This window comes from Roseateles sp. P5_D6 (assembly GCF_054049415.1).
The window spans coordinates 29927-53183 of sequence record NZ_JBFUMK010000017.1; the positions used below are offsets into that span (position 1 = coordinate 29927).

At 65.4% G+C, this 23257-nt stretch carries 15 protein-coding genes; 5 read left to right on the forward strand and 10 right to left on the reverse strand.

The genetic code is table 11. From position 1 onward, the window contains the following. Positions 1-127: 127 nt before the first annotated feature. Positions 128-2239 carry a TonB-dependent receptor plug domain-containing protein gene (locus ACXJKM_RS21115; RefSeq protein ID WP_457354954.1) on the forward strand — a complete coding sequence of 704 codons (2112 nt, stop codon included), beginning with the start codon at positions 128-130 and terminating at the stop codon, positions 2237-2239. Here ACXJKM_RS21115 and ACXJKM_RS21120 read toward each other — a convergent pair. The 5 genes from ACXJKM_RS21120 to ACXJKM_RS21140 form a co-directional block, all read right to left on the reverse strand. Beyond that, positions 2227-3009, reverse strand: a complete 783-nt coding sequence (locus tag ACXJKM_RS21120) for a citrate synthase family protein (protein ID WP_056196054.1) — start codon at positions 3007-3009, stop codon at positions 2227-2229. The genes ACXJKM_RS21115 and ACXJKM_RS21120 overlap by 13 nt on opposite strands. Further along, positions 3006-3806, reverse strand: a complete 801-nt coding sequence (locus tag ACXJKM_RS21125; protein ID WP_457354956.1) for a citryl-CoA lyase — start codon at positions 3804-3806, stop codon at positions 3006-3008. The genes ACXJKM_RS21120 and ACXJKM_RS21125 overlap by 4 nt, the downstream gene beginning before the upstream one ends. Then, on the reverse strand, positions 3803-5656 hold the full coding sequence (locus ACXJKM_RS21130) for a thiamine pyrophosphate-binding protein (protein ID WP_457354958.1): 1854 nt from the start codon (positions 5654-5656) through the stop codon (positions 3803-3805). Before ACXJKM_RS21130 ends, ACXJKM_RS21125 begins: the two co-directional genes overlap by 4 nt. Positions 5657-5966: 310 nt before the next feature. Further along, complete coding sequence (locus ACXJKM_RS21135; RefSeq protein ID WP_457354960.1) at positions 5967-7211, reverse strand: M28 family metallopeptidase; 1245 nt, start codon at positions 7209-7211, stop codon at positions 5967-5969. A gap of 33 nt (positions 7212-7244) precedes the next feature. After that, a complete protein-coding gene (locus tag ACXJKM_RS21140; protein ID WP_457354962.1) occupies positions 7245-8156 on the reverse strand; it encodes a DUF6929 family protein in 912 nt (303 codons plus the stop codon). A gap of 305 nt (positions 8157-8461) precedes the next feature. On the opposite strand from ACXJKM_RS21140, the gene ACXJKM_RS21145 reads away from it, so the two are divergent. From ACXJKM_RS21145 to ACXJKM_RS21155, 3 genes are read left to right on the forward strand one after another with little or no spacing between them, the layout of a single operon-like run. Beyond that, complete coding sequence (locus ACXJKM_RS21145) at positions 8462-10465, forward strand: response regulator (protein WP_457354964.1); 2004 nt, start codon at positions 8462-8464, stop codon at positions 10463-10465. After that, positions 10462-11523 (forward strand): diguanylate cyclase, encoded by a 1062-nt coding sequence (locus tag ACXJKM_RS21150; RefSeq protein ID WP_457354966.1) that lies wholly within the window; start codon positions 10462-10464, stop codon positions 11521-11523. The genes ACXJKM_RS21145 and ACXJKM_RS21150 overlap by 4 nt, the downstream gene beginning before the upstream one ends. A gap of 27 nt (positions 11524-11550) precedes the next feature. Then, entirely contained in the window at positions 11551-15129 is a 3579-nt protein-coding gene (locus ACXJKM_RS21155; RefSeq protein WP_457354967.1) for a PAS domain S-box protein, read from the forward strand. A 96-nt stretch (positions 15130-15225) separates the two neighbouring features. On the opposite strand, the gene ACXJKM_RS21160 is transcribed toward ACXJKM_RS21155, so the two are convergent. Beyond that, on the reverse strand, positions 15226-16131 hold the full coding sequence (locus ACXJKM_RS21160; RefSeq protein ID WP_457354969.1) for a hypothetical protein: 906 nt from the start codon (positions 16129-16131) through the stop codon (positions 15226-15228). Between the two features lie 410 nt (positions 16132-16541). Here ACXJKM_RS21160 and ACXJKM_RS21165 point away from each other — a divergent pair, with 410 nt between their 5' ends. Further along, complete coding sequence (locus ACXJKM_RS21165) at positions 16542-18968, forward strand: AAA family ATPase (RefSeq protein ID WP_457354971.1); 2427 nt, start codon at positions 16542-16544, stop codon at positions 18966-18968. A 123-nt stretch (positions 18969-19091) separates the two neighbouring features. Here the strand turns inward: ACXJKM_RS21165 and ACXJKM_RS21170 are convergent, their stop codons facing one another. Genes ACXJKM_RS21170 through arsA form a run of 4 tightly spaced genes read right to left on the reverse strand, consistent with a single transcriptional unit; the run spans position 19092 to position 23232 of the window. Next, entirely contained in the window at positions 19092-19865 is a 774-nt protein-coding gene (locus ACXJKM_RS21170; protein ID WP_457354973.1) for a cation transporting ATPase C-terminal domain-containing protein, read from the reverse strand. A gap of 4 nt (positions 19866-19869) precedes the next feature. Beyond that, the gene (locus ACXJKM_RS21175) at positions 19870-20187 is read right to left on the reverse strand and encodes a chaperone modulator CbpM (protein WP_457354975.1); all 318 of its coding nucleotides are present in this window, start codon (positions 20185-20187) and stop codon (positions 19870-19872) included. Between the two features lie 5 nt (positions 20188-20192). Then, positions 20193-21161 carry a DnaJ C-terminal domain-containing protein gene (locus tag ACXJKM_RS21180; RefSeq protein ID WP_457354977.1) on the reverse strand — a complete coding sequence of 323 codons (969 nt, stop codon included), beginning with the start codon at positions 21159-21161 and terminating at the stop codon, positions 20193-20195. A gap of 22 nt (positions 21162-21183) precedes the next feature. Continuing rightward, a complete protein-coding gene (gene arsA, locus ACXJKM_RS21185) occupies positions 21184-23232 on the reverse strand; it encodes an arsenical pump-driving ATPase (protein WP_457354979.1) in 2049 nt (682 codons plus the stop codon). Positions 23233-23257 lie beyond the last annotated feature (25 nt).

Below are 23257 nucleotides of genomic sequence, written 5' to 3' on the forward strand. Positions count from 1 at the left end.
AGGTCTCATGCGCTCCGCTCCGGGAGGAGTTCACGATCGCGCCACAGTCTCTGACGCGACTAGCCGGACCGCCCCTGGGTAACAGCACAATACGCGCCCACCACCATCCACCTCGGAGAAGCTGGCAATGCGACCTTTCTTTGGCTTGGTGATCCTCGGCGGCGTCTGCCTGACGGCCGCGTCGTCACCTGCCCTCGCACAGGGGCCCAGCGAAGAGGAAGAACTGGCCCAGGTCTACGGCGACAAGACCACCATCAGCATCGCCACCGGTACGGCCCAGACCCTGCGCCGCGCGCCCGCCGTGGCGACCGTCATCACGGCCCAGGACATTGCCGTCATGGGCGCCGCCGACCTGGACGAGGTGCTGGAGACCGTGCCGGGCCTGCACGTGAGCCGCAGCACCGGGGCCTATTCGCCGCAGTACCTGATCCGCGGCGTGGCCAGCGATTTCAATCCGCAGGTGCTGATGCTGCAGAACGGCGTGCCCATGACCACGCTGTATGTCGGCAGCCGTGGCGTCATCTGGGGCGGCCTGCCGCTGCAGAACATCGCGCGCATCGAGATCATCCGCGGCCCAGGCTCGGCGCTGTATGGCGCCGACGCCTATTCGGGCGTCATCAACATCATCACCAAGAGCGCACAGGACATCCAAGGCACCGAGCTGGGCCTGCGCGCCGGCTCCTTCAGCACCCGGGACGCCTGGCTGCAACATGGCGGCAAGCTGGGCGCCCTTGACCTGGCCGCCTTCCTGCGCGTCGGGCGCAGCGATGGTTTCAGGCGCATCGTCGAGTCGGACGCCCAGACCGGCCTGGACGCCGTGTTCGGCACCCACGCCAGCCTGGCGCCGGGCCCCGTCAGCACGGGCTATCACGCCGTCGATGGCGGCCTGGAGCTGGGTTACGGCAAGTGGCGGCTGCACGCCGGCTACAAGGACCGCCGCGACGTGGGCACAGGCGCGGGCATCGCCGGCGCCCTCGATCCCGTGGGGCGGATGGGATCGCAACGCGCCGAACTCGATACGGGTCTCAGTGATGTCGACCTGTCGTCGGGGTGGCGGCTGAGCGTGAACGCCAGCTATCTGCACTACACGCAAAAGCTCTCCGTGCCCGTCCAACTGTTCCCGCCCGGGGCTTTTGGCGGCTCATTCCCGAACGGCGTGTTCGGCTCACCCAACACCTGGGAGCGGCAGGCGCGCCTGTCCACCGCCCTCACCTACAGCGGCTGGGCCGGCCATCATTGGCGCATCGGTCTCGGTCACGACGACCTGAATCTCTACCGCACCCGGGAGTTGAGGAACTTCAACGTCATCACGTCGGGGCCTCTCACCGGCGTGCCGGTTCCCACACCCGGCGGCCAGCTCATCGAGGCGCCGGTGAACGACTCCTTCCTGGCGCCTCACCAGCGCCGTGTCGACTACGCCTACATCCAGGACGAATGGAGCTTCGCCAGGGACTGGACATTGACGGCCGGCGTGCGGCAGGACCGCTATTCCGATTTCGGCCGCACCACCAACCCGCGCGTCGCGCTGGTGTGGGACGCCAGCCTGGACCTCACCGCCAAGCTGCTCTACGGCAGCGCGTTCCGGGCGCCGTCGTTCAACGAGCAATACGGCGTCAACCCGGTGGCCAGCGGCAATGCGGCCATCCGGCCCGAGACCATGCGCACGGTCGAAGCCGCGCTGCAGTGGCATGCCAGCCGGGAGCTGCAGCTGAACTTCAATGTCTTCCGCTATGCCATGGGGGACATCATCAAGACCACCTCCAACCCGGCGCCCGCACCCGGCGCGACCTTCCGCAATGCCGGCTCGCAGCATGGCACCGGCGCCGAGGTCGAGTGGGTGTGGGATGCGCGGCGCGATCTGCGCTTCACCGGCAACTATGCCTACCAGCGCTCCATCGACGAGTTGAACCGGACCGACGCCGGTTATGCCCCGCACCACCACCTGAATGCACGGCTCGACTGGTCATTCGTGGGTGATTCCACCCTCAGCGGACGGGTCAACCGCGTGGGCGACCGCGTGCGCGTCTACGGCGATGCCCGCCCCAACCTGCCCGGCTACACGACGCTGGACCTGAGCCTCAGGACCGCACTTGCCAAGACAGGCTGGGAGCTRTCCCTCGCGCTGCTGAACGCCCTCAACGCCGATGTGCGCGAACCCAGCCTGCCCAGCACCGGCATTGCCAACGACCTGCCCATGGCGGGGCGCTCGCTGACAGCTCAAGCCAGCTACAAGTTCTGAGTTCCAGGCCAGCGCCTCTTGGGCGCGCCCTCATAGGCCATGTGATCACAGGACAGCGGGAACAGCGCGCCCGCGGGGCGCTCGGCAGCCTCGATATAGCAGGGCGTCATGCCCGCCAGCAGCATCGGCACCTGGAAGTGGTGGAATTCGGTGACCGACAGGCCCAGGTCCGCGGCCAGTCCCGCGGTGAAAGCCGCATAGTTCATCTTCAGCCGCGCATCGCGTGCGACCAGCAAGCGCTCAACCTCGTGCGCCAGGGCGAGGTGGGGTCCGCCGGCCAGCCCCAGCTCGCGGGCAATGCCCAGCAGCCAGGGCAGGCGCTCATCGGTCGAGTGGATGGGGCGGCCGTAACCAAAGATGCGCCGCTGCGCCAGCTCCTGCTGCACGATGTCCGCCAGCGGTTCACCCGCGCTGACGCCGCGCTGCGCCTTGATGAGAAAGTCGATCGCCCGCACGCAGGGATGGCCACCGTAGACGGTCGCCTCCGACATGCCCAGCGCGGCCGACATGCCCAGCGCCGGCGTGCTGCGCGCACTGCCTGCCAGCGCCGCGACGCGGTTGTTCCACAGGCGCGCATCAGGGTAGCTTGTGCAGACCCACATCGCGTGCAGAAGCTTCAGCGCCGGTTCGTCGAAGCGCCGGCCGGTGATCGACAGCATGTAGAGCTCGACCCAGTCTGCGTGCCGCAGGTCTTCGTGCAGGTCATGGCCAAGAAAGACCGCACGGGTGCCGACAAAGGCCTTGCCGGCGCGTGTTGCCAACGGCTTCATGCGGCCACCTGTTCGGCAGGGTCGTTCAGCAGGTCCAGCTCGAAGAACGGGAACTGCTTGGGGCCGATGCCGCGCTGCTCCAGTGCATGCGCGGCGGCACCGGGCAGACGCAGCAGCAGGTAGAGCATCTCGCCCTGCTCTGCCGTGAAGCCCAGGTCGGTCAAGGCGGCGGCGGCCACGCCCGTCATTGCCAGCGGCATGCCCGCCACGGCTTCCAGCGCCGGCTGCTGGCTTGCCAGCCAGGCGCTGCGCAGGCTCCTGGTATTGCGCGCCAGGTGGGCCAGCAGTTGCTGGGCGAGGGGCGCCATGCGCTCGGCGTGCGCGTCGAAGCCCGGCAGGTGATTGCATTCGGGCCAGATGCTGGCCACGCCAGCGTCGGTCTGGCGGAGTGCCTGCGTCCACGGCGCGAGGTCGGTGCCGCAGCGCTGCCAGAGTTGCATCGCATGGAAGACCTCGCGCGCACCGCCTTGCTGGCCGGCGCCCACCGCCAGCGCGGCCATCAGGCTGGCGGCGGCGGTCGAACCACCGGTGCCGGCGCACATCGCCGCATGCACCGACGGGTCGCGCGGCCCCGGATTGGCCAGCGCAAGTGCCAGGTCTTCCAGCAACGCAGCCTGCGCGGGCTCGGGCGCTTCACCGCGGAACAGCAGGAAGAGCATCTCGACCCAACGCGCACGCCCCAGCATCTCGCCATAGACGTCATAACCGTGGCAGTAGGCGGCGCGCGTGGCGAAGGCGTTGCCGGGCTCGGGCTCCTCCAGCCAGATGCGCGTGTGCACTCGTTGCAGCGCTGTCATCGCGCCGTACCCAGCGTCTTCATGCGCAGATTCATCGGCGGCACTTCCTCACCGTCGATGCGGATGTCCAGCAGCGTCGGCCCCTGGCGCGACAGCAGTGCGTCGAAGTCCAGCGCGTCCAGGTCCTGCGGCGAGCGGATCACATGCCCCGGGATGCCCATGGCGGCGGCCATCATCGCGAAATCGACCTTGGGCAGCTGGAAGCCGATGGGCTCCGCGCCCGCCAGGCGCTGGCCATGCTTGACCATGCCCAGCGCGCCGTCGTTGAGCACGACATAGAGCACAGGCAGACCCAGCTCGGCGGCCACCGTGATCTCCTGGCCGTTCATCAGATAGCTGCCGTCGCCCGTCAGACACACGACCGGGCAGCGGCGGTTGGCCATCGCGATGCCGACGGCCGAGCCGATGGCCCAGCCCATGGGCGCAAAGTCCATCGTCACGCGCAGCCAGCTGGAGCTGCGCGAGCGCCTTTCCTTGCCGGCCGGCAGATAGGCACCACCCGGCATGCGGGCGCGCTGGTCGTGCGGCGCCAGATAGTGCACCGCCCAGGCGGCGCTGTTGCCGGCGTCGGCGACGAAACGGGTCTGCGGCGGGCAACGCTCGCTCAGGGTGGCCAGCAGGCGCTGCGGCTTCACCGGCGCGCTGTCGCTGTGGATGGCTTGCGGGTTGTCGACCATGGCCTCGTAGGCCTGGCGCGCCACCTGCGGATGCATGAAGGGCAGCAGTTGCCCTTCCGGACCGTTCTGCGACGGGGCCAGCAGCGTCATCAGCTGCTCGCACACCGACTTGATGTGGCCGCGCACATGCAGCCGCGCCATCTGCGAGCGCATCAGGTTCTCGTCGCTGTCGTCCACATGGACGAGGCGGCTGTTCAGCAGCGCGGCCGACCAGCCCCCGCTGTTGAACTCACCGAAGCCCGTGCCCAGGGCGATGACCAGATCGGGCTCGCTCGACAGCAGCTCGGCCGCGCTGGCGTGGCCGCCAAAGCCGAACACACCGCGAAAACGCGGGTGACGCGGGTTGATGAAGCCCTTGCCGTCGGGCGTCGTGATGAAGCTGCCGTCGGTCAGCTGCACCAGCTGCATCAATTCGTTGGCGGCATCGCCACATCCATCACCAATCAGCCACACGGGCTGGCGGGCCGAGAACAGCAGGCGCGCGAGCTGGCGCACGGAGGGCAGGTCAACCATGGCCGGCGCGCGGCGCAGCAGGCCGGCGAAGTCCGGCGTTTCCATGCCGTCGGGCAGAGGCTCGCGCAGGATGTCCACCGGGATGGACAGGTGACTGGGGCCGCTGGGGGCTCGCTGCGCCTGCATCAGCGCGTTGAAGAGCTTGGTGGGCAGTTGCTCGGCGTGTGAGACCAGCGAGTTGTAGCGCGTGCAGGGGCGGAACATCGCCATTGTGTTGATGCCGGTGCAGCTCGATTCCTGCAGCGCGCCCTTGCCGAAGTTCTTGATCGGCGGCTGGCCGGTGATGACCAGCATGGGCACGTTGTTGTCATAGGCGCAGGCCACGCCGGTGATCAGGTTGGTGGCACCCGGCCCCGAGGTAGCGATGCACACGCCGATGCGGCCGGTCTCGCGGGCATAGCCGTCGGCCATGTAAGCCGCACCTTGTTCGTTGCGGGCCACGACGGCCTGTGGGCCACCGCGGCGAGCGCTGCGCGCCAGGGCGTTGTAGAGCGGTTCGATGGCGCCGCCCGGGACGCCGAACACATATTCGACGCCCAGCGCGGCCAATGCATCGACCAGCAAATCGGCGGCGTCGCGCACGGCAGGTTCGCGCGCCCCATCCGACGCCGGATGGGACGCCTCGGTATAGAACGGGGCGAGAGCAGTATTTGATTCCACGTTGCAGCAGTCGATAGACACCGCACCGGAAGGCCGCATGGCGCTGCGAAGAGCGCCATGCACCTGCTTGTCGGCACGACATCGGGAAGGATGAGTCCACCATCGATGAACCCAGAACGGTCGTCCGAAACCATTCGGACAACCTCGCTCCTCCCTACGTGCGCTTGGGGCGCCGGTGCTGACTACACCTGGCCCTGCGACATCTATGCCAGCACGTGAATACGTTTCCGCAACCGCGCAATGACCGCAACTGTATCCATATGCAACAAAACTACATCCCCGCGAATGCGGGCGGCAGGACATCACAGGGTCAGGGCTTGACCTTCACTCCTGTAAGTTGCGCGACAGCTGCGAGTGTTGTCTGCGCCGCGTTGAGGCCGAGCAGGAAATCCTTGTCCGAGTAGTTCACGAACAGGTCGGTCGGCTGATGCCAATGCGGGTTCCAGCCTGCGCCGATCTGCTGGCCGCGCTCGTTCTCGCGCAGCGAGATGGCCGGTACCTCGTCCATGAAAGGTGTGGAGTCGGTGTTGGTCATGTGAAAGCCCACGGCCGCTGGGTAGTTCGTCGCGTACTTGTCGTTCGCAGCGCGGAAGTGCCAGGCCAGCTTGGCCGCGCCGTCCGCATGCTTGGACGTGGACTGATACTCGATGTTCACGTCGGCCTCGGCACGCTGCTCCTTCGGCGGCGCGTAGACCGGCTGGCCTTTGGCATCGAGCACTGGCTTGCCCGCCGCGTCCAGCTTTGGGACCGGCATGCCGTGGTCGAACATCATCATGTCGTGCTGGATCATGCCCAGCCACTTCGGCTCCGGGTAAAGCCCTGAGCCCTTGGGCGACTCGATGCCCTGCAAGCCCTTGCGCTGCTCGACATAGGCATAGGCGCCGTTCAGGCCCGTCTCCTCGTTGTTCCACAGCACAAAGCGGATGGAGCGCTCCGTCGTCACGCCGGGCAGGCTGAAGATGCGCGCCAGCTCCATGACCAATGCAGTGCCAGAGCCGTTGTCATTGGCCGCCTCGCCCCAGCCGATGCCGTCCATGTGCGCGCCGACGATGTACATCTCGTCGGGCCGAGTGGTGCCGACTTTGGTGCAGTAGACGTTCTCGCGCAGCGAAGTGCCCTCGGGCGTCGGCTCGGCATTGAGCTTGCGCAGGCGCTCGTCGGGTTGGGCCAGCGGGTCGGTATTCACGCCGATGGGCGCGCGCTTGCCGAACAGCGTGCTGCCGCCCTGCCCCGCCGGGCCACCGGCCAGCGGGCCGCGCGGCGCGGCCGGTGTGCGCTTGGCAGGTTCGGTGAACTGGTATTGCAGGCGCTCGGTGTTGGTGCAGCCGTAACTCTTGAGCTGCGCCTCGATCCAGTCCAGCGCCGCCCGGTTGCGCGCGGTGCCCTGGCGACGGTCACCGAACTGCGTCAGGCCCTTGATAGTGGCCTTGTACTTCTCGAGCTCCAGGTGCTTGACCAGGGTGGCGACGGGATCGGCCGCATCGGCGGCTTGCGCTTGGGCCAGGCCGGTGGCAGCGATCAGTGCGGCGGCGACGGTGGCGGTCTTGAAGGACATGGCTGGCGAAGTTGAGTCGGGCAGGCACGCATCCTAGGCCGGCAGCCCCAGGCTCGCCGACAGCAGCAAGGCCGGCGTGGCGCGGTCATCCGGGTCGGTCACTAGCAACAGTTGCAGGGCACCCTTCTCGACGGTCACGGCGATGCCCTCGGCCTTGCAGCGCAAGGACAGCGGCCACATGCCGACCAAGCGCCCATCCGCCGCCACGACCCCGACGGCCGACCCTCGGCACGGGCCGTCCAGATAGCTGTCATCCGTGGCCTCCGCCGCCGCGCAGAACACCCAGCCCCCACCTGGCAGCGCCGCGCCATCGGTGAAGCACAGCGGCACGCCGTCGATGTCACCCAGGTCGTACGGCGTGCTCGACACCCGCTCGGGCGCCTGCCCAGCGCCGTCCAGCCAGGCCTGGATCGCCAGCCAGTCGTAACTGATCAGCACATTGACCGGGCTGGCCTGGTTGCCTCGCTGCAGCAGGCAGAAGCGGCCTGCCGCGACAAAGGCGCCCTCGATGTTCAGGCCCTCGTGCCGCGCGTGCAGCGGTGCGTACAAGGGCGAGAGGTCGATCTCGCGGACAGCGCCATGGAGCTCACCCGCCGCGTTGCACGCCAGCAGTGCCGCGCGTTGGCGTTGGGGCCGGGACCCGGAACCCAAGGCCAGCAGCGCACCTTGCGGGCAGCCCGCCCAGGGCGGCAAGCGGGCCAGCGCCTCCAGGTCGGGCTTGGCGGCCTTGCGGGCCTTGGGCTTGTCAGGCAGTTCGCCGTCGAAGAGCCTGTGCAGCCGGCCGGGGCGGTCGCCAGACAAGCCAAAGACGGCCAGCGTGTGCTCGTCATCGGCAACGACAAACAGCCGCTGCCCCGCCTGAACCAACCCGCTGGCTGCGCTGAGGTGGCCCAGAGCGGCGTCCGTCTCGACGGACAGTGTTCGGATGACTCGGACCTCCAGCATGGCAAAACTCCGGCAAGCGTGCCGGCGATGCTAGTCGTGCCCGGAGAGCAGCATCGACGCCAGGCTGAGGTGGGAACGCCAGCTGGGGCGCGTTTGGAAGGGTGTGCATCAGCTCGATGACGTCCACCGCCTACCTCCACACGCGTCCCGACACCAGTCCTGTGTTCCAGATGAAGGGCTCGATGTGCACATTTCGTCACGAAATCTCTAGCACCAGCCGATGAATGGTCGGCAGTACGGGTGATCGGATCGATCGCTAAACCCCATACTGAGCGGCGAACCGCACACGAACCTGAAAGGCTCTGATGGCACCGCGTGAGGTTCGATTGCTTTTGGTCGACGACGACCCGTCCGCGATCCAGGTCATGGCGCGGATGTTGTCGGAGTACCCCGATCAGCGCTTCGCCACATCAGGCCAAGCCGCACTGCGGCTGGCACGTGAGCTGACCCCTGATCTCATCGTGCTGGATGTCGACATGCCTGGCATGACCGGGCTCGACGTGTGTGAGGCGCTGAAGGCCGACCCCGTCTTGGCTGATGTCCCTGTCATCTTCGCGACCAGCCACGACCCCACGACCCTGCTGCAAGTCACGGCCTTCCGCAAGGGCGGGTCCGATTTCGTCACCAAGCCGCTGATCGCGGTCCAGTTGACAGCCCGCGTGCGTGCGCACCTGCGCACCAAACTGCTGATCGAGGATCTGCAACGCGACAGCCTCGCATCGGGTGCCGCGCCGCCGCCGCCAGGCACGCAGACTCCGCGACTGCTGGTCGTTGACGATGACGTTGCATCGATCTACGTGCTGCGCAAGACGCTGGCCGCAATGGGCGATTTTTACTTTGCCAAGAACGGCGAGGAAGCCTTGGACCTCGCGCGTCGCCTGCTGCCGGACCTGATCCTGCTCGACGCGCACATGCCGGGTATCGACGGATTCGACGTGTGCAGGACGCTCAAGGCGGAAGCCGCCTTCAGGCACGTGCCGATCGCTTTCATCACCCGGTTCTCCGATCCGCGCAGCGAGATGCGTGCGCTCGATCTCGGTGCGGCAGATTTCATCGCCAAGCCCTACACCCGGGCCGTTTTGCAGGCACGCGTGCGCAACCTGCTCGACCTGAAGCGACGCACCGATGCCGAGCTGGAGTCGGTGCGCGAACACCTGCAGCGCGTGGGTGATGCACGCGTCGCAGACATCGTCGGCGCCGCATCGGACGCCATCGTCAGCTGCAATGCCGACGACAAGGTGGTGTTGATCAACGCTGCGGCTTGCCGCATGTTCGCCGTCGAGCACCAGCAGGCCATCGGGTCGCCGATGCAAGCGCTGTTGGGCGAGGCTGCGTTGATCGACAACCAAGCTCAGAACGCCCCGGTCCGCACCACGGTCACGCGTGCGAGCGGTGAATGCTTCCCGACCGAGATGTCGGTGTCGCGGGTTGGCGAAGGTCCGGACCGCCTGACCACCGTGATGCTGCGCGACATCAGCGACCGTGATCGGCTCGAGGCCGAATCACGCTCGCGCATCGAAGCCGAAACGGCCAGCCGCACCAAGACGCTGATGCTGTCCTACATCGCCCACGAGATGGGTAACCCCTTGAATGGCATGCTCGGTTTCGCCCAGCTGATGGCGGCCGATGAGAAGCACCCGATGTCTGCGGTCCAGGCCCAGCGCCTGACGCAGATCCTGGCCAGCGGCAAGCACTTGGAAGTCCTGATGCGCGACGTGATGGACCTCGGCCGCTTGGAGACCGGCAAGCTGACGGTCGAGTTGCGCCCAGTGAACGCCGCCCGGTGCGCGCAAGACGCCGCAGAGGCGGTCTCGGCGCTGGCGCAGCGGGCCGGCGTGACGCTGACATGCCCGCTCCCGTCGGCACCCGCCCGCTGCGCCGCCGACGTCGGACGGCTGCACCAGTGCCTGTTGAACCTGCTGACGAATGCCATCAAGTACAACCGGCCCGGCGGTTGGGCAAGGATAGCGGTGACCGGCGACTCGCAAGCAGTCGCGATTGCCGTGAGCGACAACGGCTTCGGCATGGACGCGTTGCAGCGCCAGCACCTGTTCGAACCCTTCAACCGCCTCGGCAGACAGCTGGGCTCGACGCCTGGCGCAGGCCTTGGGCTGATGATCACGCGTCAGTTCGTGGAGGCGATGAACGGTCAGTTGCGCGTCGAGAGCGAGCCGGGTCAGGGAAGCTGCTTCACCATCTCGCTGCCCGGTGCGCCCGACCCCGGTGAAGACACCATCAACCACGCATCATCAAACGCCGCTCTTCGAGCGGGTGACGCCGTTTCGCACGACGTCAACGACGGTCCATGAGCGACAACATCCTGCTGGTCGACGACGACCCATCCGCAATTCGTCTGCTGAGTCATATGCTGGCGGACGTGGGCAACTTGCGCTTCGCGACCAGCGGGGAGGATGCGCTGCGACTTGCGAGAGAGTCGGCGCCCGATCTGGTACTGCTCGATGCAGAAATGCCCGGCATGAGCGGGTTCGAGATTCTCGAAGCGCTCAAGGCAGACCCGGGACTCGAGGACGTGCCGGTGATTTTCGTGACCAGCCACAGCGAGCCCGAATTCGAACTGTCTGGGTTCGAGCTTGGCGCGGCCGACTTCATCGCCAAGCCCGTGAGCGCACCGTTGGTCGTGGCGCGGGTCAAGACCCAGCTGCGTGTCAAGCGCATCGCCGACGAGCTGCGCCGGATCGCGACGATCGACGTGCTGACCGGTGTCACCAATCGGCGTGGTTTCGACGACGCGCTGGCGCATGAATGGCGCCGCGCCCGGCGGGCCGGTGACCCGCTGGCCGTGCTGATGATCGATGTCGACCACTTCAAGTCATTCAATGATCACTATGGTCATCCGGCGGGCGATGTGTGCCTGCGGGCCGTCGCGCAGACCCTGGCGAGCACCAGCCTGCGCCCGGCGGATCTGGTTGCGCGCTACGGCGGGGAGGAATTCGTCGTGCTGCTGCCGCAGACGCCGCGCCTGGGCGCCGAGCACGTGGCCCACAGCATCCTGGCTGCCGTCGAAGCGCTGAGCATTCGTCACGACGCCTCGTCGGCCGCATGCCACGTCACCGTCAGCGTGGGCGTCGCCTGCTACGACAACGCGAGCGAGTGCTGGGCAGAGCCCTCGGCCGACTCTCGCGCCGCTGGTCTTGGCAGGGGCCACTCCCCGCTTGACCTGGTGCGCGCTGCCGACAAGGCCATGTATTGCGCCAAGCGCGCCGGCCGGGCCCGGGCCATGCTGCTGGACATCTGTGACGTGGATGCGCCGCAGGGGGTGCGCGAGGCACGCCGCCCTCCGGCCGGTCACGACTCCGAGCAACTGAAGCACGGCGCACTCCTCGGCACCGCATTCCCGTCGGGCTGATTGATCACGCTCTCAACAAGGTTGCCCATGCCCAGAATCGCCGGCGATACCCCCACCCTTCCCAATCCCGTCGACGGCACCGTGGAGTACCTCAACGAGGTCCGGCGCCAGGAGGCATTGCTCAAGACGGGCGCACTGCAGAGTGCGATCTTCAACAGCGCCAACTTCTCAAGCATCGCGACCGACGCGAAGGGCGTGATCCAGATCTTCAACGTCGGCGCCGAGCGCATGCTGGGCTATTCGGCCAACGACGTGATGAACAAGATCACGCCGGCCGACATCTCCGACCCGCAGGAATTGGTCGCGCGTGCCGAAGCGCTCAGCGTCGAACTCGACACCTCGATCGCGCCGGGCTTCGAAGCCCTCGTGTTCAAGGCCTCGCGCGGCATCGAGGACATGTACGAGCTGACCTACATCCGCAAGGACGGCAGCCGCTTCCCGGCGGTCGTGTCAGTCACGGCGCTGCGCGATGTCGAAGATCGAATCATCGGCTACCTGCTGATCGGCACCGACAACACGGCCCGCAAGCAGGCCGAAGAGGCGCTGCTCAAGGCCGGTGCCCTGCAATCCGCGATCTTCAACAGCGCCAATTTTTCCAGCATCGCCACCGACGCGAAAGGTGTGATCCAGATCTTCAACGTCGGCGCCGAACGCATGTTGGGTTACGCGGCCGCCGACGTGATGAACAAGATCACGCCGGCCGACATCTCCGACCCACAGGAGGTGATCGCGCGCGCCATGGCACTCAGCGTCGAACTCGAGACCACCATTGCGCCGGGTTTCGAGGCGCTSGTATTCAAGGCCTCGCGYGGCATCGAGGACATCTACGAGCTGACYTACATCCGCAAGGACGGMAGCCGCTTKCCRGCCGTCGTGTCGGTSACSGCGYTGCGCGACGCCCARAACGCCATCATYGGYTAYCTSYTGATCGGYACCGACAACACCGCGCGCAAGCGSGCSGAAGARGCGCTGCTSAAGGCCGGCGCCTTGCAGAACGCGATCTTCAACAGTGCCAACTTCTCGAGCATCGCCACCGACGCGAAGGGAGTGATCCAGATCTTCAACGTCGGCGCCGAGCGCATGCTGGGCTACACGGCCGCCGACGTGGTGAACAAGATCACGCCGGCAGACATCTCCGACCCGCCGGAATTGATTGAGCGGGCCAAGGCGCTGAGCGTCGAACTCGAAACCCCGATCGCCCCCGGCTTCGAGGCGCTGGTGTTCAAGGCCTCGCGCGGCATCGAGGACATCTACGAGCTGACCTATATCCGCAAGGACGGCAGCCGCTTCGGAGCGGTGGTGTCGGTGACTGCGCTGCGCGACGCGCAAGACGCCATCATTGGCTACCTCTTGATCGGCACCGACAACACCGCSCGCCAGCAGGTCGAAGAGGAGCGSCAGAAGCTCGACCARCGMYTRCGCGACCAGCACTTCTAYACGCGCTCGCTGATCGAATCCAACATCGACGCGCTGATGACGACCGACCCGCGCGGCATCATCACCGACGTCAACAAGCAGACGGAGGCCCTGACCGGCTGCACGCGCGACGAGCTGATCGGCGCGCCGTTCAAGAACTACTTCACCGCGCCACACCGGGCGGAAGCAGGCATCAAGCGCGTGCTGGCCGAGGGCAAGGTCACCAACTACGAACTCACCGTGCGCGCCAGGGACGGCAAGCTCACCGTGGTGTCGTACAACGCCACCACCTTTCATGACCGCGACCGGCAGCTGCAAGGCGTCTTCGCGGCGGCGCGCGACATCACTGAGCGCAAGCAGTACGAGGAATCGCTGCGTCACGCAACGCAAAAGGCCGAACAGGCCAATCGTGCCAAGAGCGAGTTTCTCGCCAACATGAGCCATGAGATCCGCACCCCAATGAACGCGGTCATCGGCCTGACCTATTTGCTCGGGGAGACCTCGCTGGACGAGGAGCAGGTGGCCTTTCTGGCGAAGGTCAAGCTCGCGAGCAAGTCGCTGCTCGTGGTGCTGAACAACGTGCTCGATCTGTCAAAGATCGAAGCCGGCGAGTTGATCGTCGAGAACACCGCATTCAGCCTGCGCAGTTTGCTGAAGGAGCTGAGCGACGTGATGGCGGTGCAGGCCGAGGCCAAGGGCGTCGCCTTCGAGATCGTCGTCGAGGACGAGCTGCCGGTGGTGCTGGAGGGCGATGCGACGCGCCTGAGCCAGATCCTGACCAACCTGCTGTCCAACGCGATCAAGTTCACCGAGCAAGGCAGTGTCGAGCTGCACGTGCGGATGCTTGCCGCCACGGCCCAGCATGCGACGCTGTCGTTTGCCGTGCAAGACACCGGCATCGGCATCGCGCCCGAAGTTCAGACGCAGTTGTTCGCGCCGTTTGCTCAGGCGGATGCGTCGATCACACGGCGCTTCGGTGGCACCGGGCTGGGGTTGTCGATCGTCAAGCGATTGGCAAACCTGATGGGCGGGCACGTGAGTCTGGAGAGCACGCCCGGCGTCGGCAGCGTGTTCAGCGTCGTGCTGGACTTTGCACTCGCCTCGCCGGATGCGGTGGCGCGGTTGGAGGCACCTCCCGCAGCAGCCGGTGAACGCGCGCTGCTGGACATCCGAGTGCTGGTCGTTGACGACAGCGACATCAACCTGGATGTGACGAAGCGCATTCTCGAACTGGAGGGTGCGAAGGTTTTGCTCGCAAACAATGGACAGGAAGCCTTCGACCTTCTTGAGGCCCAGCCCCACGCCATCGACGTGGTGCTGATGGATGTGCAGATGCCGGTACTCGACGGCCACGACGCCACCCGGCGAATCCGCCTGGAACTGCACCTGGCGGACTTGCCGATCATCGCCCTGACTGCCGGTGCGCTGAGCAGCGAGCGACAACGCGCCACGGCGGCCGGAATGGACGACTATCTTGTCAAACCGTTCGACCCGCGGTCCCTGGTGGCCAGCATCCTGCGCCGCGTTGCACCTGTGAACGGCCGGCCCGTGCACCTGATTGCTGGCTCGCCCGACACGTCGGCGCCGGATTCGCTGCCGCAGCCGTGGCCGGAGATCGAGGGGATCGACGGGTTGGACGTGCGCGAACGCCTGAGCAATGACTTCGGCTTGTTCAAATTGATGCTCAAGCGGCTGCTCGATGAGTTCCCGGACATCTCAATTCCGATCGCAGCGCAAGCCCCGATCGACCTCGCCATTCATGCCAGTCGCATGCACAAACTGAGGGGCAGCGCGGGCACCCTCGGAGCCAGGGAGATCCATCAACTGGCGGGCGAGGCGGAGACGGCTTGTGCCGCAGGAAACGTCGAGAGATTCATCGATCTCGCGACGCGACTTGCCATCAAGCTGCACCGGCTGGGGGAATGTGTGGCGCCGTTGCTCGTGACAGCGCCGGCCCAGGCCGAGGATCCGTCTGCGGCCACCGGCGGCGACAGCCTCGAGCCGCAGGTCCTGGCCGATTTCGTCGGCCTGCTGCGCCAGCAAAGCATGTCGGCGATCGAACGTTTCAATGGTCTCTCCCCACAGCTGCAACGGTTCTTGAGCAAGGGCACGTTCGAACTGGTGCGCCAGCACATTGACGACCTGCAGTTCAGTGATGCCGCCGATGCGCTGGAGGCGGGCCCGTTGTAACCCGCGTCACCGCCTGGCGCAGCTCGCCCACCCACAGCACGCTGCTGGCCATGGCCACGCAGACGGCCCACTGCTAGGCCGGCGTCCGCCTCGGCCTCAACCACCCTTGGCCTGGCGCTTGCGCCAAGCGTCGACCACCTTTGCCGCCAGCGCGCCGGCTTCACGCTGCTGTTCAGGGGTCAGCGGCGGCGGCATGCGTCCCCACTTGGCCATCATCTTCTCGGTGTCGTCACTCGAGGCGCGGCTGGACTTCTCCTCCTCGGCTCCCGACGCTTCGCCGGTGATGCGCAAGCCGGCCTCCCTGTAGGCCTGCCGCTGCACCTCGGTGATGCCGAGGGCGGCCGTGCTGAATGGAAGGCTGAACTGCGCCAGCGCTATCCGGTCGCCGTCCTCAGCAGTCTGGCGCGCGTCACGCTGCAACTTGCCGCGCAGCTCGGGGTTGATCGCCTGCTGGCTCGCGTTGATCCATACCAGGTAAGGCAGCGCCGAGCCCTCGGCATCGCCCTCATAGGCACCCTTGAGCAACTCGCCCCTGCGCGCCAGCGCGGCGGCGTCAAAGACCTGGCAGCGGCGCCGAACGTCCTCCATATGCTTTATCGCTTGCTCGCTGGAAACGCCGGCGCTGCTGTTGGCCCGCCGAAATGTGGGGTCGTTCTGGTCGCGCGCTCTGTAGGTGCCCTCCATCGCCGCGTCCATGCCCTCGCATGCCGAGAGCATCGTCGCAGCCTCCAGCATCTCCTTCGGCGTGCCGTGGCCTTGCAATGTCAGCTGAACCTTGCGCAGCGCCTCCGCAAACGAACTGGTCGGCGTGGCCCCGTGGGGATGCGGGATGGGTGTCGGCACCGTGGACGCGGCCGGCAACGGCGCAGCGGCCGCTTCGGCCGTCACCTCGGTGCGCGACGGTTCCAGCGCACCTGGGGCCGATGCCGCAGGCACGCCGACGGAGGGTGCCAACGCGTTCGTCGTCCGGCTCAGCAACCAGCCACCGCCGACGGCCAGCACAAGCGCGGCAGCACTTGCAACCCACACAGCGCGGCCGCGCTGCGGGTTCGAGCTGGAGGCTCCATTCGAATCCATCTTCGTCTTTCCCTTTGTCTTGGTTGCAGCCCAGGGCCAGCGCGTTCGCCTTGAGTGTGCCGCGAGCGGCGGTCGCGGCAGCCTGAGGCGGACCGTAGGTGTCGAAGGTGTCGGCGAATGACGTTCGCACTCTCTTCAGTGGATGGCAGCTAGCGCGCCCCGTGGGAAGCCCGGCCAGGGCGGCAGATGGGCCAGCGCCTCCAGGTCCCGCACCGCGACAAGAAGGTCGGCGTTTGGTCAGAAGCGCCGGCTTTCCACGGGCCGCTCTAAGGTGCTCCTTGTAGATTGAAAGCACTATCGGTTACAAGCATCGAGAAACGACCCAGGGAGGACCGGTGATTACTCAGATAGACATCGCAAGCTTCGGGAGCTTTTCCGGGCTAGATTGGAAAAAAACCGTTCGGGACAGCGGAAAGAACGTCAAGACCTTCCAGCGTCTGAACATCCTCTATGGGCGCAACTACTCAGGCAAGACGACCCTATCTCGTGTCTTTCGTGCGCTGGAAACACACAAGCTGCCCTTTAACTTCGTTGGCTCGTCCTTCACCGTTGTGGGCGACAAGGGTGCAGTCACCTGCGGAGACCTGCCGACCCACAACTATGACGTGCGGGTCTACAACCGCGACTTCGTGACCGACAACCTCAGTTTCTTGGTCAATCAGGACGTCGGTGGAGTGATCAAGACCTTCGCCATCGTCGGTGAGCAGAACAAAGAGATTGACGATGCCATTGCCGCCGTAGAAGCGAAGCTGGGAAGCATTGAAGGCAAGGCTGGCCTTCGCTTTGACCTCGAGGCCAAGAGAAAAGAGCGCGACCGCAGCAAGAACAACCACAACACCGCATTTGACGCTTTGGAAGGCAAGCTTCGTTCGCATGCCGCCGACAAGATCAAGAAGAACCGCCACTACGGTGTTCCCGTCTACAACATCGATCACATCAGACGCGACATTGCTGCAACCAAGAAGGCTGGCTTCGTTGCGCTTACGCTTGAGGAGCAGGCCGGAAAGCTTGCACTGCTCAAGCAAGAAGCGTTGCCCGACATCACAGGCGCGCTTGCCATCGCCCTCCAGCATGATTCCTTGAAGGGCAAAGCTGAGCCTCTGCTTTCCAAAGCGATTACACCGACAAAACCCATTCAAGAACTGCTCAACGACAGTGTTTTGCAACTGTGGGTCAAGCAAGGTATCGCCCACCACCGCGACAAACGTGACACCTGTGCTTTCTGCCGCCAAAGCCTGCCGCATAACATTTGGCAGACGCTAGACGAGCACTTCAGCAAGGAATCCGGTGATCTTGAAGCAGCTCTGGACAATGTCATCACTTTAGTCGAGGGCGATATTGCCGCCGTCGCTGGATTCGTATCGTTAAGGAGCGATCAGTTCTACACGGAGGAACGCACTGCCTTTGATACGAGCAACAAAGCGCTTGGCGAAGCATTGGGCGTCTATAAGAAAGACTTGGAAGCACTCAAGAATTTACTGGAAACACGGAAGAGCAATCTGTTCCAACCCGTGGGACTAAAGCCTTTAAAGCATGACTCTGAAGAAATCCAGAAGCATGTGGGCGCCATAAATACATTAATCGCTATAAACAACGGCAAGACGAAGACGCTGGAAAAAGACAAGACTGCCGCCAGAGACGCGCTTCGGTTGGCCGACGTGTGTGCATTTGCGAGCGCGATTACCTATGACACGGAACTTGCCCGCATAGCTACCCTCAAGGCGGGTGCAGACACTGCGAGCACCGCCTATACAAACGCCGAAAAAGAGATTCGCGACGCCGAGGCCGAAGCCGAAACCTTAAGAGCCAAGCAGAAGGATGAGCGAAAAGGAGCCGAGCGAGTCAACTCGCTGCTCAATAACTTCTTCGGCCATGATGGCATCAAGCTTGAGGCTCGTGAGGATGCTAATAAAGCGTCTGTCAAATTTGAGATTACGCGAAACGGCAGGCCCGCGTACAACCTCAGCGAAGGCGAATGCAGTTTGATTGCCTTCTGCTACTTCATTGCCAAGTTGGACGATCCAGAGAGCAAGGGTAAAGAACTGATCATCTACATCGATGACCCAATCTCAAGCCTAGACAGCAATCATATATTTTTTATGTTCAGCTTGATTGAGAGCTTGATCGCCAAGCCAATCAAAAATTCTGACAACTCAAATGCGTACCGCTACAAACAGCTTTTTATTTCAACGCACAACCTAGACTTCCTGAAATACCTCAAGCGCTTGTCCATTCCTAAGAAGAAAATTCCTGCTGGTGAGGGCAAGACCAAGAGCGTTGACGACCATGAGCAATTCATGATTGAGCGAAACGGGGCCGCAAGCAATATCCTGCTTATGCCGTCCTATCTCAAAGACTACATCACTGAATTTCACTACCTTTTCCATCAGATCTATAAATGCAAAGATCAGGCCAATGCACAAATAAGCCACGAGCCTTTCTTTGGATTCGGCAACAATCTGCGCAAATTCCTTGAAGCATTTCTATTCTTTAAGTACCCCTATCATGATGATCGGAATGACGCCTTTGAACGGATAAAGAAATTTTTCGGGGAAGAGGAAGACACTGCCATTGCCCTTGTCAATCGGCTGAACAATGAGTTCTCCCATTTGGAGGCCGTTCCAGACAGAGGCTTTAAACCAGTGGAAATTCCTGAGATAGCCAAAGTAGCGAACTACGTCTTGGACAAAATATATATTGCTGACGCGATTCAATATAACGCTCTACTGAAAAGCATTGGTGAACCCGAACGCGCTGCTTGATCTGCAAATATCTGGAATGCCGATGCGCGCGGGCCGCGCCTTCGACGACCGAAGCGCACCGCTCGCTCCAGAGTTACGACCGCAAGCGGCAAGGCATGCAGGCGCATTGCCAGACTTGCGCAATCAACGCGCCGCCTTCTCACGCCTTCCGACCCGCATCACCCCCTTGCGCAGCTCCCCCACCCACAACACGCTGCTCGCCATCCCCACGCACACCGCCCATTGCTGCAAGCTCAGCGGCGCAGTGCCAAACGCCAGGTTCAGCGGCGCGAAGTGAACCACCGCCACCTGTAGCCCCAGAGACAGCGCAATCGCGCCCCACAACCGGCGGTTGACGAAGAGATTGCGGAAGGCGCTGGTCGTCTCGGAGCGGGCGTTGAAGCAGTTGAACAACTGCGCCAGCACCAGCACGGTGAACCCCGCCGTGCGTGCGGCGGCGAGGTCGCCCTCCTCTGAACTCACACCCGCAATCAGGCCGCCTGGCAGGTAGAGGTCAATCGTCGCCAGCGTGGCGAGCGCCATCGTCAGGCCCGTCCACACCACGCCCCACAGCATCGGCGCGTCGATGGCGCGCTCATCGGGCCAGCGCGGCGGGCGGGCCATCACGTCCTCGGTCTGCGGGTCCACGCCCATGGCCAGTGCGGGGCCGGAGTCGGTGATGAGGTTGATCCACAGGATCTGTGTGGCGAGCAACGGCAGCACCAGGTGCTCGCCTGGCCCGGCGCCCAGGCCGATCACGCTGGCACCGACGACGCCGAGGAAGACGGTCAGCACCTCGCCCATGTTGGACGACAGCAGGTAGCGCAGGAACTTGCGGATGTTGTCGAACAGCGCGCGGCCCTCGCGCACGGCGTCGACGATGGTCGCGAAGCTGTCGTCGGCGAGGGTCCGCTGCAACGCGTCATTCGAGGCCGGCGCGCCGCAGCCTGGCGCGCAAGGCATTGATCTCCTCCAGCAGGTCGAGCACCAGGGCTGCGCCAGCGGTGCCGAGGGCGAGGTCGGCGTTCAGGCGCAAGGCCGTGCGCGCCATGCGCAGCGATGGCCCCGTGAAGGCCCACTGCTGCGGCGCGTCGCCCTCGGGTTGCAGCACGCCTTCGTCGACCAGCGACAGCACCTGGGCCGGGCTCGCACCGGCGGCCTGGCACAGGCCGCTCAGGCTGAAGACGATCTCTTCCTCGACGATGACAGCGTCGATCACATCACTTGAGTTTTCGGCCATGGTTGTCATCCTTCCTGCGCGACGCGCGGGTCATAGTCCGGAAACGCCGCCCGCAGCGCGGCATAGGCCGCCTGGGCCGCGTCGGAGTCCGCGCGCGGCAGCGTTAGCGTCAGCACGGCATACAGGTCACCCGGCGGCTTGGCCGGCAGGCCGCGGCCCTTCAGGCGCAGCTTGCGGCCCTGGGTGGAGCCGGCGGGAATGGTGAGGTGCACCTCACCCGAGGGGGTGGGCGCTGCGACGGTGGCGCCCAGCGCGGCTTCCCAGGGAGACACCGGCAGGTCGACATACACGTCTCGGCCATCGATCCGGAACTGCGGGTGCGGCTTCAAGGCGATCTCCAGGTACAGGTCGCCCGCAGGTTCGCCGCCGTGGCCAGGGCCGCCCTGGCCCGCCAGGCGCAGGTGCTGCCCCTCGCGCACGCCGGGCGGAATGTTGACCTCCAGTTGGCGGTCATGCAGGGCGACATGCCCCTGGGCGTCGGCCACCGGCACGCGCAGCGAGATCGTGCGGCGTGCACCGCGATAGCTGTCTTCCAGGTCGATCATCACCTTGGCGTGGTGGTCGCTGCCGGGCGCCTGCCGGCGGCCGCCTGCAGCGGGCCGTGCGCCCGGCCCACCGCGCCCGAAGATGGATTCGAAGAAGGCGCTGAAGTCCTCGGCGCTGGGCGCTTGCTGCCCGCCGGGCCCGGCGCCGCCCCGGCCGCTGAACTCGAAGCCGCTGTCCCAACCCGGGGGCGGCTCGAAGGTTTCGCCGCGCGCGTGGCGCTGGCTGATGTCGTCGTAGGCCGCGCGGCGCTCGGGGTCGATCAGGGCTTCATGCGCCTCGGCCACATCCTTGAAGCGCGATTCGGCATCCGCCTCCTTGCTGACGTCGGGGTGGAACTTGCGTGCCAGCTTGCGGTAGGCCCGCTTGATCTCGTCCTGGGTGGCGTCTCGCTGCACCCCGAGCGTGGCGTAGTAGTCCTTGAATTCCATTGGGTTCCCCTGTGCGGTGTCGTCAGTTGGAGCCGGCTGGTAAAGGCTCAGGCGTGGGTGCTTCAGCGTTGGATGCCTTGGCGACCAGCCTGGACAACTCGGCAAATCCGATCGGCGGCACGGTCAGCCAGGGCAGCGTGAAGAGGCGCCTGGCCAGGCCATTGGCCATGCGTGCCATCTGCTTGCGTTCGCCCGCCAGCCGCGCTGCCAGCAAGGGGTCGCGCGTTCCGGCCGCCAGCACGCTCTTGTTCAGCACCCAGGCATAGGGCTCGATGCTGGCGCGGCGCAGGTCGTCCTGCAGCGCAGCCGCCTGCGACACGGGCGTCACCTCCGGCAGCGTGACCAGGATGATCTTGGTGTACGTGCCGTCCTGCAGCCGCATCAAGGGTGTCACCACCCGGGCCGCTCCCGGCCCCTCGAACTCCCGCATCATCTGGCGGTGATAGGCGCCGGTGGCGTCCATCAGCAGCATGGAATGGCCCGTGGGCGCGGTGTCGAGCACGACGAAGGCACTGCGGCCCTCGCTGACGATGCGCGAGAAGGCATGGAAGACGGCCACCTCTTCCGTGCAGGGCGATTGCAGGTCTTCCAGCAGCAGCGCCTGCTCGGCCGCGTCGAGCTTCGGTGACCTGGCCGCCATGATCTTGTCGATGTAGCGCTGCATCTCGACCTTGGGGTCGATGCGGCTGACGCTCAAACCGGGCACATCGCCGGCCAACGTCGAAGCCAGGTGGGCCGCCGGATCGGTGGTGCTGAGGTGCACGGTCTTGCCGCGCTCGACCAGCCCCAGGGCCAGCGCCGCCGCCACGGTCGTCTTGCCGACGCCGCCCTTGCCCATCACCATGATCAGCCCGTGCCCGGCGGTGGCCAGTTCGTCGGCCAGCGCGTCAAGACCTGGGAGCTTGCCGCTGGCTTCCACGACCGCAGCCATGGGCGGCGCGATCGGGCCGGCATCCAGGGTCAGCAGTGCGCGCAACGCGGGCAGGCCGACCGTGTCGAAGGCCCGCAGCGGGACGCGGTCCTGCGGCAGTGCACGCAGCGATGCTGGCATCGCGTCCAGCGCCTGCTGCCCCAGGTCTTCGATGGCGCAGGCCACGGCGTCGCTGCGCTCACTGGCGTGGAACACGCCGTTGATAGCCAGCCGCTGGTTGTGCAAGCCCAGCTCATGCAGCTCGGCCGAGGTGTGCGCCGCTTCATTGATCGCGCCCTTGTCCGCCCGCGTCACCAGGATGACGGTGGTCTGGGCCGGGTCGCTCAGCGCTTCCAGCGCCGCCTTGAAGCGCTCCTCCTGCATCTTCAGCCCCGAATGCGGGCCCAGGCAGGAGGCGCCCCGGTCGTTGCCGTCGAGAAAGCCGCTCCAGGCCTTGGGCAGGCTCAGCAGCCGCAACGTGTGGCCGGTCGGCGCGGTGTCGAAGACGATGTGATCGAAGCGACCGTCCTTGTCGGACAGCAGCGCGGCGAACTCGTCGAACGAGGCAATCTCGGTGGTGCAGGCGCCGGACAGCTGCTCGCGCACGGTGGAGAGTTCGGCGTCACTGGCGCCAGCGCCCATCTGCGCCAGCACCCGCTGCCGGTAGGACTCGGCCGCCGTGTCCGGGTCGATATTGAGCACGGACAGCCCCCGCGCGCCGGGCACCGGCGTTGGCGTGTTGCGCAGCTCGATGCCCATCATCTCATCGAGGTTGGAGGCCGCATCGGTGCTCACCAGCAGCACCTTCTTGCCCCCGTCGGCCAGCGTCAGCGCGGCGGCGGTGGACAGCGAGGTCTTGCCGACGCCGCCCTTGCCGGTGAAGAACAGGTGCCGTGTGGCCTGGGTCAGGAAGCCCGGCGCTTGCGCGGCCGGCATCAGCCAGGCTTGCACCTCGGCATGCGAGGGCAGCCCGCCGCTGTGCACGACCCGGCCGTCGATGACGACCGCCGGCGTCGCGCTGACGCCGTGACTCAGGATCGCATCGTGATCCTCGACCTTGAGGATCTCGACCTCGACGCCCTGCTCCTTCGCCACCCGCTCGATCATCGCGATGGTGCTGCGGCATTTGCTGCAACCCGAACCTAGAACCATGATCTGCATTGGGACTCCTCGTGCTGGGCCGAAA

Bases quoted from the DNA above. Each gene is read 5' to 3' on its own strand.
- ACXJKM_RS21120 (WP_056196054.1), bottom strand. From the start codon at position 3,009: ATGAAGCCGTTGGCAACACGCGCCGGCAAGGCCTTTGTCGGCACCCGT.
- ACXJKM_RS21125 (WP_457354956.1), bottom strand. From the start codon at position 3,806: ATGACAGCGCTGCAACGAGTGCACACGCGCATCTGGCTGGAGGAGCCC.
- ACXJKM_RS21135 (WP_457354960.1), bottom strand. From the start codon at position 7,211: ATGTCCTTCAAGACCGCCACCGTCGCCGCCGCACTGATCGCTGCCACC.
- ACXJKM_RS21140 (WP_457354962.1), bottom strand. From the start codon at position 8,156: ATGCTGGAGGTCCGAGTCATCCGAACACTGTCCGTCGAGACGGACGCC.
- ACXJKM_RS21145 (WP_457354964.1), top strand. From the start codon at position 8,462: ATGGCACCGCGTGAGGTTCGATTGCTTTTGGTCGACGACGACCCGTCC.
- ACXJKM_RS21150 (WP_457354966.1), top strand. From the start codon at position 10,462: ATGAGCGACAACATCCTGCTGGTCGACGACGACCCATCCGCAATTCGT.
- ACXJKM_RS21175 (WP_457354975.1), bottom strand. From the start codon at position 20,187: ATGGCCGAAAACTCAAGTGATGTGATCGACGCTGTCATCGTCGAGGAA.
- ACXJKM_RS21180 (WP_457354977.1), bottom strand. From the start codon at position 21,161: ATGGAATTCAAGGACTACTACGCCACGCTCGGGGTGCAGCGAGACGCC.
- arsA (WP_457354979.1), bottom strand. From the start codon at position 23,232: ATGCAGATCATGGTTCTAGGTTCGGGTTGCAGCAAATGCCGCAGCACC.